We start from the raw sequence: 15,851 nt of genomic DNA, 5'->3' as shown, positions 1-15,851 counted from the left end.
CTTTCTGAAAATAATGAACTCATTTCCAAACAAAAATACCTTTAAACCTATCGTTATACATGCTATACAGATGCCTATTTATCGATAACACCTTCAATTTTTTATACATTCTAAAAAGAGACTTTCACCAAAAAATTTAAGCATGTATACATTTTTGAAAACAGTCGTCTCTTCTTTCTTTTCTAATAAGAAACAGGTAAAATAAAAAGAAGAGAAAATGAAGTTTTTACCATATAGTAGTAGCATCACGAATAGGCTTTCACAGCCATTCATATACCGAAAAAAGCAGGCTAAATCCATCATTCCACTATAACATAAAGTAACACTTTAATCAGTTGGGCATCTTCCACTGATTATTGGCCGTCATCAATTGGGCTTTGGCGGGAGATTTACTGCCGCTAAAGTAAGACTTTAATCAGCAGAGCACGCTAGTTATAAGTTGAACGAATTAGGATAATCCAAATTGGAATGGGAGGTATACATCTTTGAACCGAAACTTACTATATATGATATTGCGACTCATATTTGTCATTGTAGCAACGATAGCTGGGTTCTATGTATTACTATACATGTCAGGGCTTATCTATCCTTTTATTATCGCTTTTGCATTTGCTTATTTGATTAATCCTGTCGTCAATTTCCTTAATCAAAAACTACAATTTCCTCGCGCACTAGCAGTACTCGTTAGCTTAATTCTCGTATTTGGAGCTATCGTTGGACTTGTTACATATCTTGTGACTGAAGCAATATCTGCCACAACATACTTACTCCAACTTGTTACAGTAAAGTTTCCGGATATCGTTACATTCGCTCAGCAATTTGCACTTAATCATATTATGCCTCTCTACGATGATTTAATCTCTAAATTTAATCATCTTGGAGAACCACAGCGCTATACAATTACACAAAACATTCAAAACTTAGGAACAGAAGCAACAACACAAATGAAAGAACTTTTAACCGCCATTATAAGCGGATTAACAAATTTCATTAGTGCACTGCCAACAACGTTAACTGTCCTTGTATTCATTTTATTAGCCACTTTCTTCATTAGTTACGATTGGCACCGTCTTGCTCAAAAAACAAGAAAATTACTACCAAATCGTGTACATGGCTACGGAAAAACTATTTTTGTCGACTTAAAAAAAGCTTTATTTGGTTTTGTGAAAGCACAACTTACACTCGTATCTATGACAACCGTCATTGTACTGATCGGACTTTTAATATTACGCGTACCATACGCCATTACTATTGCGATTATTACAGGAGTTGTAGATTTACTACCATATTTAGGAACAGGCGCAGTCTTCGTTCCATGGGTTATATACGTATTTTTCACTGGCGATACCGCATTCGCCATTGGTCTTCTCATTTTATACATCGTCGTGATTGTCCAAAGACAAATTATGGAACCGAAAGTACTTTCATCTAACATCGGTCTCGATCCATTAGCAACACTCGTCGCTCTATTTGTCGGCTTTAAGCTTTTTGGCTTTTTAGGATTAATCATCGGTCCAGTCACCTTAGTACTACTTAATACATTACACAAAGCTAATGTCTTCCATGACTTGTGGAAATATATTAAAGGTTCACCTTCAAAATAAAAGTTTCTAATTCATATAAAAAACAAGCTGTAATCAGTGGGAATTTCCCACTGATTATTCCTTTCACTTATTTTTTCACACTACTCACATGTAACAAGAGCATTACCCAGAAAAAGGATAATCCTCTTGTTTTTTTGCATAAAAAACACATTTTCTAATCAAAAATACATTTTTATTCTATTTTATATATATTTATTACTTACATTTATTACTTTTTATGTAAATGAATAAATATACAAAACCACATAGAATAAGGCTTCAACTAACAATCCCCACCTTTTATATGAAAGCAAAACTTTAATTTAGCTGCATTTCTCTCCATCTTATTCATCCAAATTAATAGCATTTAAAAATTACACGTTTAATCGAAGCACAACAAGAGTTCAAACGAAAATTATATAGCAAATATAATAAGCGGACGTTTTGTTCATCCCCACTCATCATTCGCCCCCACATCAGACACTTACGAGCAACCCAACTTTGAGATAGAAATCCCCCACAAATAGCGCAGTAAAGCGAAGCCTCAATCAGAAACCCCCTCTCCTCTTACAAGACAAAAAAATAGCACTTAGATCGTTATAATCTAAGTGCTACTTCTGAATGATAATAGTAGAGTTCTTTCTAAATTTCCATTCCATCCACTTCATAACAAGCGGCTTCAATAAAGCTCTCGTAATAGGGATCACGCAGATAAACCCTAGCACATCTGTCACATACCCAGGAAGCACCAAGAGAATACCTCCTACAAATACAAAAATACCATCTAGTACTGCCTCACCTGGCATTTCCCCTCTATTCAACTTAGATTGAATCTCTCCAAGTACTTTAAATCCTTGTCTTTTCGCCAAATACACACCTACAACACCTGTAAATACAATCATAGCGAACGTAGACCATAAACCTATTACATGACTTGATCCAATTAAGACCGTAATCTCAATCGCCGGTATTAAAATAAACAAGAATAGTAACCACTTCATAGTTCTACACCCCTCTCACAACTCACTTTTAACACCCTCACAACGCCTATATACATCATACGAAATATAGATACCCTTTCATACTAAAACTCATAACAAACCGCTTTTAAAAGCAATTCTAGGCACTTTAAACTAATTCTATCTCGTTTTGTGTAAAAAAAAGAGAAGGACTCCGATCCTTCTCTCCGTATTACTTATAGCACTTCCGCATGTCCATTATAAACAATTCCGCGTGCTGCATCAACTGTTACTTCTTGGCCATTTTTTAAAGTTGCTGTTACGCCGTTTACACCAACGATAACAGGAATACCGATTGATACGCCTACAACAGCCGCATGGCTTGTTAAGCCACCTTCTTCTACAACTAAAGCAGCAGCTTTTTCGATTGCAGGAATCATATCTTTATCAGTACTTGTTGTAACAAGGATATCACCTTCGTTTACGTTCGCTACAGCTTCAGCAGCTGTTTTTGCTACAACTACTTTACCTTTTGCAGCTTTACGACCGATTCCTTGTCCTTTAGCAACTTCTTCACCAACAACGTGGATTTTCATTAAGTTTGTTGTTCCAGTTTCAGCAACTGGAACACCAGCAGTAATTACTACAGTATCTCCAAGTCCGATTAGACCTGCATCCATACCTGTTTGAATTGCTGTATCTAACATTTCGTCAGTTGAAGCTGCGCGCTTCTCAGCCATAAACGCTTGTACACCCCAAACAAGCGCAAGACGACGTCCTACTTGCTCGTCAGATGTTACAGCTACAATTGGAGATTTTGGACGGTATTTAGAGATCATTTTCGCAGTATGTCCACTTTCTGTTGGAGCTACGATTGCAGCTACATCAAGAGCAAGTGCTGTATGCGCAACAGATTGGCTAATTGCATCTGTAATTGTTGGAGTGAACTCTTTAATACGTTTTTTGAACATATCTTCGTATTGTAATGATTTTTCAACACGTACTGCAATGTTAGCCATCATTGTTACTGCTTCTACCGGATATTGACCAGCAGCTGTTTCACCTGAAAGCATGATTGCATCTGTACCATCGAAGATTGCGTTAGCTACGTCACTTGCTTCCGCACGAGTTGGACGTGGGTTACGTTGCATAGAGTCTAACATTTGTGTCGCAGTAATAACTGGTTTACCTAACACGTTACATTTTTTGATTAGACGTTTTTGTACTAATGGTACTTCTTCTGGTGGAATTTCTACACCCATATCACCACGAGCTACCATTAAACCGTCAGAAACTTCTAAGATTGAATCGATGTTGTCGATACCTTCTTGGTTTTCGATTTTCGGTACGATTTGGATGTATTGAGCACCATGCTCTTCTAATAATTCACGGATTTCTAATACGTCAGACGCTTTACGTACGAATGAAGCTGCGATGAAATCAACTTTTTGCTCGATACCGAAGATGATATCTTTTACGTCTTTTTCAGTGATACCAGGAAGCTTAATGCTTACGTTTGGTACGTTAACACCTTTTTTATTTTTTACAGTTCCGCTGTTAAGAACTTTTGTACGGATGTTTCCATCAGCTTTTTCGATTACTTCTAGTTCGATAAGACCGTCATCGATTAGAATGCGAGAACCTGGGTCTACATCGTCATAAAGACCAGCATAAGATACAGAGAACTTCTCTGCAGTACCTAATACTTGCTCAGTAGAAAGAACTACTTCTGCACCTGTTACAAGCTCAGCTTGTCCGTCTACGAAGTCGTGAGTACGGATTTCTGGACCTTTTGTATCAAGTAAGATACCAACTGTTTTACCAGTTTTCTTTGAAGCTTCACGAATGTTTTTAATACGAGCTCCGTGCTCTTCATGGCTACCATGAGAGAAGTTTAAACGAGCAACGTTCATACCTGCTTCGATTAATTGCTCTAATTTTTCAATACTTTCACTAGCAGGACCTATAGTACATACAATTTTAGTTTTACGCATATTGCACCTCCGAAAATTATGAAACCGTTCCCAAATATCTGACATTACGTCAATTAGATGGATAATTCTTTAGATAATTGATACATATCTTTATCGATTGTATGCTTTTGAGCTAACGCTTCGATAATATCATGATCAACAAGTTTGTTATCTTGAATACCTACACAACGTCCACCTTTACCAGCAATTAATAATTCAACTGCTCTTGCGCCAAGACGACTTGCTAATACACGGTCTTGTGCACTTGGTGATCCACCACGTTGTACGTGACCTAATACAGTTACACGAGTATCAAAGTTTGTTGCTTCTTCAATGTGCTTACCGATGTCAATTGCACTTCCAACACCTTCAGCTACAACGATAATACTGTGTTTTTTACCACGTTCACTACCACGCTTCAGACGAGCGATAACATCATCCATGTCATACTCTTCTTCTGGAATTAAGATTGTTTCTGCACCATCAGCTAAACCAGCCCATAATGCGATATCACCAGCGTGACGTCCCATTACTTCGATAACATATGTACGTTCATGAGATGTAGCTGTGTCACGGATTTTATCAATTGCATCAATAACAGTGTTTAAAGCTGTATCGAAACCAATTGTGAAGTCTGTTCCAGGGATATCATTGTCGATTGTACCTGGTACACCAACACACGGGAATCCTTGTTCAGTTAATTTTTTAGCGCCTTGGTAAGAACCATCTCCACCAATAACAACAAGTCCTTCGATACCATGTTTCTTTAATTGCTCGATACCTTTTAGTCGTACTTCTGGGTCTTTAAACTCAGGACATCTTGCTGTATATAATTTCGTACCACCGCGGTGGATAATATCGCCAACAGAACCAAGTTCTAATTTTTCAATGTGACCAGAAATTAATCCAGCGTATCCATGGTAAATACCATATACTTCAATATCATGGAAAATCGCTTTACGAACAACTGCACGAATGGCAGCATTCATACCAGGTGAATCTCCACCACTTGTTAATACACCAATACGTTTCATTTGTACTCACCTCATAAAGATTATTTGCCTTATAATAAAATAACACGAAAAAATATAAAAACACAATGGAGAAGATGTGTCTTTTCATAATAAAAACGTGCATTCGCGAAGAGGAACGCACGCTTTTCTTATTTTATCCCAATGGAAGCGTTTGAAAACGAAACTTGCCCAATTTTCATATATTTTTCATAACGTTTTTCGATTAATTCATCTTTCGAAATTCCGTTTAATTGTTCAAAAGTTTTTCTAATCATTAAATCTATATTTTCTGACTGTTTCGAAAGATTACGGTGAGCTCCACCTTTTGCCTCTGGAATAATTTCATCAATTACACCTAATTCTTTCAAATCTGCTGCTGTAATTTTCATTGCCTCTGCAGCTTCCTTTGCTTTTCCTGCATCTTTCCAAAGAATTGCCGCTGCACCCTCTGGTGTAATAACAGAATAAGTGGAATTTTCTAGCATATGAATGTAATCTCCCACTCCAAGGCCTAGCGCACCGCCACTACCACCTTCACCGATAACGATACAAATAACAGGTACAGTTAAACCTGCCATTTCAAATAAATTGCGGGCGATAGCTTCACTTTGACCACGTTCTTCAGCAGCTTTACCAGGATAAGCCCCTTTCGTATCAATGAAACAAATAATAGGACGATTGAACTTTTCCGCCTGCTTCATTAAGCGTAATGCTTTTCGATATCCTTCTGGATGAGGCATTCCAAAGTTACGGCGAATATTTTCTTTCGTATCTTTTCCGCGCTGATGCCCAATTACAGTTACAGGCATCCCTTTATATTTCGCAATGCCGCCGACAATCGCTGCATCATCGCCAAATAGACGATCTCCATGACATTCGAAAAAATCAGTAAATAAGTGCTCAATATAATCGAGCGTTGTCGGTCGTTCTGCATGACGAGCAATTTGAACACGGTCCCATACTTTCAGATTACCGTATATATCTTCCTCTAAATTTTCTAGCTTGTCTTCCAAAATACGAATCTCCTCACTGAAGTCCATCTGGCTGTTTTTCGTATAGTCTTTCAGTTCACGAATCTTATTTCTTAGCTCAACAACTGGTTTTTCAAATTCTAGCTCTGCCATACAGCCATTCCCCCTCCTTGATGAACTTCTAAAATCTTGCGAAGCGATTCTCTCATATCATCACGATGCACCACCGCATCTAATTGACCATGATCTAGTAAGAATTCTGCCGTTTGGAAATCTTCCGGTAGTTTCTCACGCACCGTTTGTTCAATTACACGTCTACCAGCAAATCCGATAAGTGCACCTGGTTCTGCAAGATTATAATCACCAAGTGAAGCGAAACTCGCTGAAACCCCGCCCGTCGTTGGGTGAGTCATAACAGAAATAAATAATCCTCCTGCATTACTATGCTTTTTCAAAGCTACGCTTGTTTTTGCCATTTGCATTAAACTTAATATCCCTTCTTGCATACGGGCACCACCCGAAGCAGTAAAGATAATAAATGGAACTTGTAAGTCGTACGCCTTTTCAACCGCACGGGCGATTTTTTCTCCTACCACAGAGCCCATGCTCCCCATTCGAAAACGAGAATCCATTACTGCAACAACAACAAGCATGTCATCAATTGTTCCTTCACCAGTTACAACCGCTTCGTTTAATTCAGTCTTCTTACGATCGCTCTCTAGTTTCTCTTCATAACCTGGAAACTCGAGTGGATTTAATGAAACCATTTCTTTGTCATACTCACGGAATGACCCTTCGTCCAATATACTATCAAGACGTTCCCATGCATTCATAGGATGATGATATCCACAATTCACACATACTTTTAAATTTTTTAGAAGTTCTTTCGTATACATGATTTTTTTACATTCCGGACATTTTGTCATAACGCCATCTGGTACATCTTTTCGTACTTGTTCTGAAGGTATTGCAGCGTACTTTTTCTTTTTCACGAATAAATCTCTTAGCACAATTTGACCCCCTTCGTTGAGAGCTAAGGTTAGCGTAAGAAGAAAATGGGGCTAACACCAAAGTTTGATGTTAGCCTTATCTTCTCAATCTGTCTAATAACCTCACTCTTTACGTTTAACTTTAACCGCTAAGCGGTAGAATGTTTGTCATAACGTGTCATGGTCATTTCGACAAATTTTATACATTACGAGTGAAACTGTATATTCTCTACTAATTCATCGTAAATTTTTAGTGCATCATTTTCTTGTTTTTCTTCCAAAGTAGCATAAAGCTTTCTATACATATCGATAGAATCTCTTGAAACTTTACAAGAAAGAGTTGCTACGTAATCATTTACGATCATCCAAATGCGATATAGTAAATAATTATCGACTTGTTCAATAAGTGTTTTAAAGAACGTTTGATGAAGCGTTGGGATTGAGTTTTCATTTCCTTCAAGTACTTGGTGTAATCTACTTAGTACTTTAGAAAACGTTTCTTTCGGTAAATTACATACAATTCGAATCATATCTTTCTCAAGCAATCGTTTCGTTTGTAATAAATCACGAATTGTTTTCTCATCTTGCAGTAAGAACGGAGCAATTAATTGTACAAGGCCGTTATCATAAAAGTTTCGAATAAATGTCCCTTCACCACGTCTCGTTTCAATCAATCCTACCAGTTCTAAAGCACGCAATGCTTCTCTTACAGAGGAACGTCCTACGTTTAAGCGTGAACTTAACTCACGCTCAGACGGCAAACGATCCCCCGCTACCAATCCATCCTCTTCCATAATGGAACGGATTTTTTTTACAATTTCGAGATATACTTTTGTATTTGATGATGTCAATGGAAATTCCTCGCTTATTCTTTACCAATCAGCGCTAATTGTTTTGTTTTTTCAGCGATCTCATTTGGATCTACTTGACGGCGAGCTACTCCTGTCTCCATTGCTGCTTTTGCAACGTAAGCCGCTACTTGAGGCGCTACACGCGCGTCAAATGGTGCCGGAATGATATAGTCTGCATTCAACTCATCTTCTGCTACAAGCTCAGCAATAGCCTGTACAGCTGCCATCTTCATTTCTTCGTTAATTTGTGTCGCATGTACGTCAAGTGCACCGCGGAAAATACCAGGGAACGCCAGTACATTATTTACTTGGTTCGGGAAGTCAGAACGACCTGTTCCAACAACAGCTGCGCCCGCTGCTTTTGCCAATTCTGGCATAATTTCTGGAACCGGATTCGCCATTGCAAAAATAATCGCATCGTCATTCATTGTACGAACCATCTCTTCTGTTAATGCACCTTCTGCAGATACACCAATGAATACGTCCGCACCATGTACAACATCAGCTAAAGAACCTTCTATACGATTCTTATTTGTATATTTTGCAACTTCATCCTTCACCGGATTCATACCTGTAGGACGACCATCATAGATTGCCCCTTTACGGTCACACATAATAATGTCGCGTACACCATAGCGATATAAAAGTTTAATAATTGCAATACCTGCTGCACCTGCGCCATTTGCGACAACTTTAATGTCAGACATTTTCTTTCCAACTAATTTCAGTGCATTTACAAGACCTGCTACTGTTACGATAGCTGTTCCGTGTTGATCATCATGGAAGATAGGAATATTTGTTTCTTTTTTCAAACGCTCTTCAATAATGAAGCAGTTTGGTGCTGCGATATCTTCTAAGTTAACGCCGCCAAAAGTTGGCTCCATTAATTTTACAGTTTCAACAATTTTATCTACATCGTTTGTATTTAAGGCAATCGGGAATGCATCTACACCAGCAAAGCTCTTGAATAATACAGCTTTACCTTCCATTACTGGAAGAGATGCTTCAGGTCCAATGTTACCAAGACCAAGTACAGCTGTTCCGTCTGTCACAACTGCTACCATATTTCCCTTCATCGTATATTCATATACCTTACTTTTATCGTCATAAATTTCTTTACAAGGTTCTGCAACCCCTGGAGAATATGCAAGACTTAAATCTTTTGCATTTTCTACTTTTACTTTTGATACAGTTTCTAATTTTCCTTGATGCACTTTATGCATGTGAAGTGCTTCTTCACGAAGTGTTGACAAACTATCCACTCTCCTCAAATTATTCTTGCTGATATCAATTTCTCCAAGTGGTCTGACCACGAACACTACTACTATAATAATCGAAGTGTAGGGAAATTGTCCATTATATTTTCACAACTACATTTTCTTCCCCGACAATTTCACGAAGTGCTCCTAAACATTCTTCACTTGGATGAATCGATAAACTCCGAGATAATTGTACCATTTTATGTTCCTTTTCATAATAAATTAGTACTTTCGCAAAACCTGAATAGTCGAACAATATTTTCGTAACCTGATTTAAAAGCTTTTTCTCATACTGAGACGGCAATTTCACGTAAACAGATGCGTCTTTCTTTTCTTCATAAACATCCATTTCCTCTAGCGGATATAGACCATTTACAATCCATTGCAGCTTATGATTTCTTAGCTCAATCGTACCGTCAACTAAAACAATTGCTCCTTCTTGTAACTTGTCCGAGAAATGTATATACGTTTCCGGGAAGAGGACTGCTTCCATTTCATCATTTTGATCACAGAATGTAATAAATGCCATCTTTTGAAACTTTTTCGTACGAATCACTCTCACACTTGTTATATACACAATAGCTCTTTGTACTTTTTTCTTGTGTCGCATCGCCTGAGCGAGAGATGGAATTTCTAATTCTTTTGCTAACTTTACATACTGCGCTGTCGGATAACTTGATAAATAAAAGCCAAGTGCTTCCTTCTCTTTATTTAGTTGTTCAATAAAAGATAGCTCTTCTCCTTGTACGTATTTTGATTTTGGAACAGCATCTCCTAAATCACGTGCGAGATTCGCGTACTCTAATGCCCCTTTAATACTTTTCCATAAATTCGTTCTCGAAACACCAAAATCATCAAAACATCCGGACCAGACGAAAGCTTCTAAATTGCGCTCCGTCACAAACTTTGACGGCATACGGAGACAAAATTCAAACAAATCTTCGAACATTTTTTTCTTTCGTTCTTCTAATAATGCCGTCACTGTAGCCATTCCAATATTTCGGATCGAAAGTAAACTGTAACGTATCGCATTCCCTTCTATTTGGAAGTTGTAACCACTTCTCTGAAGAGACGGCGGCAAAACGTGAAAGCCTTTCCGCTTCGTTTCTCGTATATACTGTACAATTTTATCTTCATTTCCAATTGCGCTTGATAATAATGCCGTCATAAATTCCAGCGTATAGTTCGCTTTCAAATAGGCAAGCTGATATCCGATCATACTGTAAGCTACAGCGTGACTTCGGTTAAAACCGTAATTCGCAAATCTTACAATTAAATCATAAATTTTCTCAGCAGACGTCTCATCATAACCATTTTGCAAACACCCTTGGACAAAATGCTTACGTTCCTGATCTAAAATATCACGATTTTTTTTACTCACTGCACGGCGCAGTAAATCTGCTTCTCCGAGCGAAAACCCTGCTAACTTCGATGCAATTTGCATAATTTGTTCTTGGTATACAATGACGCCGTATGTTCTTTCTAAAATTGGCTTTAAATCCGGATGTAAATATTCAATTTTTCTTTTTCCATGTTTCGATTCAATAAAGGTCGGTATCTGTTCCATCGGCCCCGGTCTGTATAACGAGTTAACAGCTACGATATCTTCAAACTCATTCGGTTTTAACCCGCGAAGTACATTTCGCATACCACCTGACTCAAGCTGGAATACACCTGTTGTATCCCCTCTCCCTAATAATTGGAACGTCTTTTCATCTTGAAGAGGTAAGTTTCTTATATCGATTTCTTTCCCTGTTTTGTTCGCGATAAATTTTATAATATTTTCAAGTAACGTTAAATTACGTAACCCTAAAAAGTCCATCTTAAGCAACCCAAGTTCTTCTAGCGCATCAGCTGGATATTGCGTAACATAAACATCGTTATGTCCTTCTTGAATTGCTACACTGCCTGTTAACGGTTCTTGACTCATAATAACGCCAGCCGCATGAATAGACGTATGACGTGGTAAACCTTCTACACGTTTTGCGATTTCAAACACACGCTCATGCAGAAGATTCCCTTGTATAAACTCACGAAGTGATTGTGATTCTTCATATGCATCTTTTAACGTTATACCGAGCTTTGATGGGATAAGTTTTGAAAATATATCAATATCTCGTGGCGGAAGCCCCATTACGCGGGCAATGTCTCTAATTGCTGCTTTTGCTGCAAGCGTACCAAACGTTACAATTTGCGCAACACGAAGCTGACCGTATTTATCTTTCACATAGCGAATCATCTCATCACGTCTTACGTCTGGAAAATCAATATCAATATCTGGAAGCGTCACACGTTCAGGATTTAAAAACCTTTCAAATAATAGATTGTATTCAATCGGATCAATATCTGTAATTTCTAATACGTATGAGACGAGTGAACCAGCTGCCGATCCACGACCTGGTCCTGTTAAAATATGATTTTCATGTGCATACTTCATAAAATCCCATACGATGAGGAAATAATCACTAAATCCCATACGAGAAATAACATTTAATTCATGATCCAAACGCTTTATATGCACTTCTTTCGGCGCACCATATCGTTTCCGCAAACCTTCTTCACAAACACGACGCAAGTATATATCACTCGTTTCGTTAGACGGAACAGGAAACTTCGGAAGTTGATTTACATGGAACGGTATTTCTACTTGGCAACGCTCTGCAATTTTTATTGTATTTTGGATTGCTTCCGGCGCATGGGAAAATAGTGCTTCCATTTCATCCGATGATTTTAAATAATATTGATCTGTTTTCAGCCTCGGCCTATCTGGATCAGTCATTTTCGTTCCACTTTCAACAGATAGTAAACATTCGTGAACAAGTGCGTCACTTTGATTGATATAACGCACATCGTTTGTTGCAACGACTGGAATATTAACCCTACTAATAAATTCAGGTAGCTTCTCTTGTAAAAGCAACTCATCTTGAATTGCATGATGCTGCAAACTCATATAAAAATGGCCGAACATATTTTGATATGTTCGAGCTACTTCTTCAGCCTGACTCTCATTGTCTTCTAGTAATAATTGCTCAATTTCGCCATCTTTACCTGGTGAAATAGCAATTAATCCTTTCGCATAATGCGCAAGCCACTTCTTAGGAATACCTTCTTTGGACTTTGTCATAATACTGCTAGAAATCTTTAATAAATTTTGGTAGCCTATTTCATTCTCAGCAAGTAATACAAGCGGATAAGACCTTTCTTCTTCTTCACTAAAAATAGAAGCGGTTAATCCAATAACAGGCTGTATACCATGTTTCTTACATGCTTTATAAAACGGAATAACGCCATACATAACATTTTCATCCGTAATAGCCAGCGATGAGAAACCAAGTTCTTTCGCCCTGACTACAAGCTCATCAATTTTACAAGCACTTTTTAATAAACTAAAAACGGTTTGACATTGTAAATGCACAAACTTCACTGTTGTACCCTCTCTTTACCTATTTGACTACTTTTATTATAGGTGATGAGGAAAGCGGAAATCAAAACATACTTCTTATACTTTGTCCATATATATGAAGAAGAAAGGGGAATGACGATGGATGTAAGAGAACATACTTTTTTCTCTCTGCTTATTATTAGTTATTTTATTGCCTTTGGGGTTATACTTGGCGGTTCATTAATTGGTGGATTTGGTGCGTTTCTTATCGGAAAACCAGCTCTAACTTACATTAATCAATTCGCCCAAAATTTAAGAATTTGGGCACTCGTTGCAGCAATCGGCGGAACATTCGATACCTTTTATAGCTTTGAAAGAAGTTTCTTTGGCGGAGATATGAAAGATATCGTAAAACAAATTCTCCTTATTTTTTTCGCAACTGGTGGTATGCAAACAGGTCTCATTATTATTAAATGGCTAACGCAGGAACATGTATGAGAGTACCAAGTGCCAATACAGCAAAAAGATGGTACTTAGTATTAGCTGGTGCTGCTGTTGGAGGCGTGTTGAGCTGGTTTATTTTTTTGTACATATACGGTGTTTTTCAAGAAGAACAAGCTAGTAAAATAGCAGAACAAAGAGAAATTATAGAAAAACAAGAAGCAAAACTCCACGTCCTTCTCGAAGATCAAGAAAAATTGAACACTGAAAATAAACGGCTCTTAACCATTCAAGAGATTAAAATAAAACTTATCAATCGAGAAAAATACGATTTAGACAATCTTACACTCGAAAATATGACTACATCTATCCATAATGATCTCCAGCATCTTTTAACGAAAAACATTCAAAGTATCGCAAAAAATAAAGACCTACTCAAAAAGGTAATCGAAAACAAGACGTACAAACATTACGATCGGCTATACCGTTTTAAAGTCGATACAATATCTTTTGATACAGTGCTTGAAATTAGCATTACTATAGAGAAAGAAAAATAAAGAAGGAGGGCTTTAGCGCCGCTCCTTCTTTTCGTTCTAACATATAATCTCTTATTTACAAATCTCACGTAAATCAGCAAAAAGACGATCCGCTTCTTCCCAAGAAGATGCCTTCGCACCAGAAGCCATCGGGTGTCCTCCACCGTTATATTGCATTGCTAATTTGTTTATAACTGGTCCTTTTGAACGAAGACGAACACGAATTACGTCGTCTTCCTCTAAAAATAGAACCCACGCCTTTAATCCATCAATATTGCCAAGTGCTCCAACAACACCAGATGCTTCAGAAGAAAGTACATCAAACTCTTCTAATACTTCTTTCGTTAATTTAATGTAAGCTGCTCCTTCTTCTACCATCGTAAAGTTTTGTAAAATATAACCGTTTAAACGAGCAATTTTTTCTTTTGTCTTATACATTTCATTGTATAAATCTGTGAATTTCACACCCATATCAACAAGCTCACTTACGTAACGAAGTGTTTTTGCTGTTGTATTCGGGAATAAGAAACGACCTGTGTCCCCAACAATTCCAGCTAAAATAAGGCGAGCTGCTTCTTTTGTTATTTTTAATCCTTTATCTTTTCCATACGTGTAAAACTCATAAATCATTTCACTTGTAGAACTCGCTGCCGTATCTACCCACGTAATATCTCCATATGGATCTTCATTTGGATGATGATCAATTTTAATTAACATTTTCCCTTTTGTATAGCGTTGATCATCAACACGTTCTTGATTCGCAGTATCACAAACGATAACAAGCGCATTTTCGTATACACTATCTTCAATATCATCCATTACTCTTAAGTACGCTAACGACGGTTCATTGTACCCAACCGTATAAATATTTTTCTCTGGAAACGATCCTTGTAGAATTGTACCAAGGCCACCCTGTGAACCTAATGCATCTGGGTCCGGACGCACGTGGCGATGAATAATAATTGTATCAAACTCTTTAATTGCTCCTAAAATTTGCTCATGCATATGTATAATCTCCTTTTTAATCAACTTCTTCACTTTATCCTCCATTATAACGGAAAGTATTTCATACATGCGAACAATTGCTTTATAATAGAAGTTAGAAAGTTTAGATATTTCTTTTTCTTTTCTATTATTTTTCACAAAGCGATGGGAGTGTTCATTATGCCAGTATTAGTCTTCTGTATTATCGTCTCATTTATGTTGTACCTCTTTTACAAAACAAAATACTTTCGTACAAACCGCCCAATGGAAAAAGGTTGGCTCTCAGGAAAATCCGCAATGGCACTCGGTTCATTCGTTTTATTTTTCGGGGTAAACCAATTCTTTTTAGAACTTTCAACCGCTCGTATTATCGTTGGTATTTTATTCGTTCTATTTGGTAGTGCAAGTGTATTTAATGGGTTTCGCCAATACAAACACTTCTTACCATTAGCAGTTAAAGAAGCCGAAGTCTATGAAGCAACATAAAAAAAGCATCAATATTGTGATGCTTTTTTACGACCCTTAACTTTCAAAATCATATATGCAACAAACGCAGATGGTATATTAAATGGGTTACCTTGTACGTGAAAATGTAATTGTTCTTCTCCAAAAGACATTTTTTCATATAGCTCTCGCTGAGATAATCCTGTCTTTTCCTTTTTTTCATGTAAACCTTGTAAATATAAATATTGGATCGGTATCATTACAAGAAAGTAAAATAGTGCGATACTACCAAAAAAGAGTACGGCTGACGACATAATGTATACCACCTTCCAGAAATCCATTTTCTTACAATATAATCATAACACAATATATACCAAAATTAAATTACTATTCTGTCTTTTATCGTGTTACTTTTCCACTCCATCCCATACATATTTCACTAAAACTCTCATCTAAAATCATGCCT

General features: G+C 37.3%; 14 protein-coding genes. 4 read left to right on the top strand and 10 right to left on the bottom strand.

Going from position 1 to position 15,851, the window contains the following annotated elements; all coding sequences use genetic code 11:
* Positions 1 to 485: 485 nt before the first annotated feature.
* Complete coding sequence (ytvI, locus tag DN403_RS07255; RefSeq protein WP_001081375.1) at positions 486 to 1,604, top strand: sporulation integral membrane protein YtvI; 1,119 nt, start codon at positions 486 to 488, stop codon at positions 1,602 to 1,604.
* Positions 1,605 to 2,194: 590 nt separating this feature from the next.
* Here ytvI and DN403_RS07250 read toward each other — a convergent pair.
* The 8 genes from DN403_RS07250 to dnaE all read right to left on the bottom strand — a co-directional run bounded on the left by DN403_RS07250 (position 2,195) and on the right by dnaE (position 13,022).
* A complete protein-coding gene (locus DN403_RS07250; RefSeq protein ID WP_000871631.1) occupies positions 2,195 to 2,584 on the bottom strand; it encodes an FxsA family protein in 390 nt (129 codons plus the stop codon).
* Positions 2,585 to 2,778: 194 nt separating this feature from the next.
* The gene (gene pyk, locus DN403_RS07245) at positions 2,779 to 4,536 is read right to left on the bottom strand and encodes a pyruvate kinase (protein WP_001232667.1); all 1,758 of its coding nucleotides are present in this window, start codon (positions 4,534 to 4,536) and stop codon (positions 2,779 to 2,781) included.
* 53 nt (positions 4,537 to 4,589) lie between these two features.
* Positions 4,590 to 5,549, bottom strand: coding sequence for a 6-phosphofructokinase (gene pfkA / locus DN403_RS07240; RefSeq protein WP_000821157.1), 960 nt, complete (start codon positions 5,547 to 5,549; stop codon positions 4,590 to 4,592).
* A gap of 128 nt (positions 5,550 to 5,677) precedes the next feature.
* On the bottom strand, positions 5,678 to 6,652 hold the full coding sequence (gene accA / locus DN403_RS07235; protein ID WP_000818789.1) for an acetyl-CoA carboxylase carboxyl transferase subunit alpha: 975 nt from the start codon (positions 6,650 to 6,652) through the stop codon (positions 5,678 to 5,680).
* On the bottom strand, positions 6,640 to 7,509 hold the full coding sequence (gene accD, locus DN403_RS07230) for an acetyl-CoA carboxylase, carboxyltransferase subunit beta (RefSeq protein WP_000942858.1): 870 nt from the start codon (positions 7,507 to 7,509) through the stop codon (positions 6,640 to 6,642). The genes accA and accD overlap by 13 nt, the downstream gene beginning before the upstream one ends.
* 185 nt (positions 7,510 to 7,694) lie before the next feature.
* On the bottom strand, positions 7,695 to 8,339 hold the full coding sequence (locus tag DN403_RS07225) for a FadR/GntR family transcriptional regulator (protein WP_000204445.1): 645 nt from the start codon (positions 8,337 to 8,339) through the stop codon (positions 7,695 to 7,697).
* A 14-nt stretch (positions 8,340 to 8,353) separates the two neighbouring features.
* Positions 8,354 to 9,562 (bottom strand): NADP-dependent malic enzyme, encoded by a 1,209-nt coding sequence (gene ystJ, locus DN403_RS07220; protein ID WP_161635086.1) that lies wholly within the window; start codon positions 9,560 to 9,562, stop codon positions 8,354 to 8,356.
* A 133-nt stretch (positions 9,563 to 9,695) separates the two neighbouring features.
* A complete protein-coding gene (dnaE, locus tag DN403_RS07215) occupies positions 9,696 to 13,022 on the bottom strand; it encodes a DNA polymerase III subunit alpha (protein WP_000673721.1) in 3,327 nt (1,108 codons plus the stop codon).
* Between the two features lie 42 nt (positions 13,023 to 13,064).
* Here dnaE and DN403_RS07210 point away from each other — a divergent pair, with 42 nt between their 5' ends.
* Positions 13,065 to 13,478: a YtrH family sporulation protein gene (locus DN403_RS07210; protein ID WP_002005839.1), complete on the top strand. Its 414-nt coding sequence runs from the start codon at positions 13,065 to 13,067 to the stop codon at positions 13,476 to 13,478.
* Positions 13,475 to 13,978: a sporulation membrane protein YtrI gene (gene ytrI, locus DN403_RS07205; RefSeq protein WP_001265736.1), complete on the top strand. Its 504-nt coding sequence runs from the start codon at positions 13,475 to 13,477 to the stop codon at positions 13,976 to 13,978. The genes DN403_RS07210 and ytrI overlap by 4 nt, the downstream gene beginning before the upstream one ends.
* A 51-nt stretch (positions 13,979 to 14,029) precedes the next feature.
* On the opposite strand, the gene DN403_RS07200 is transcribed toward ytrI, so the two are convergent.
* Complete coding sequence (locus tag DN403_RS07200; protein ID WP_025989092.1) at positions 14,030 to 14,962, bottom strand: DHH family phosphoesterase; 933 nt, start codon at positions 14,960 to 14,962, stop codon at positions 14,030 to 14,032.
* A gap of 159 nt (positions 14,963 to 15,121) precedes the next feature.
* On the opposite strand from DN403_RS07200, the gene DN403_RS07195 reads away from it, so the two are divergent.
* Positions 15,122 to 15,427: a YtpI family protein gene (locus DN403_RS07195; RefSeq protein ID WP_001144782.1), complete on the top strand. Its 306-nt coding sequence runs from the start codon at positions 15,122 to 15,124 to the stop codon at positions 15,425 to 15,427.
* 8 nt (positions 15,428 to 15,435) lie between these two features.
* Here the strand turns inward: DN403_RS07195 and DN403_RS07190 are convergent, their stop codons facing one another.
* Positions 15,436 to 15,699, bottom strand: a complete 264-nt coding sequence (locus DN403_RS07190; RefSeq protein ID WP_000093045.1) for a DUF3949 domain-containing protein — start codon at positions 15,697 to 15,699, stop codon at positions 15,436 to 15,438.
* Between the last annotated feature and the right edge of the window lie 152 nt (positions 15,700 to 15,851).

Origin of the sequence: Bacillus sp. AY2-1 (assembly GCF_008368965.1) — a bacterium.
In the GTDB taxonomy this organism is placed as follows: domain Bacteria; phylum Bacillota; class Bacilli; order Bacillales; family Bacillaceae_G; genus Bacillus_A; species Bacillus_A thuringiensis_S.
This window is presented reverse-complemented; position numbering and strand designations above follow the sequence as displayed.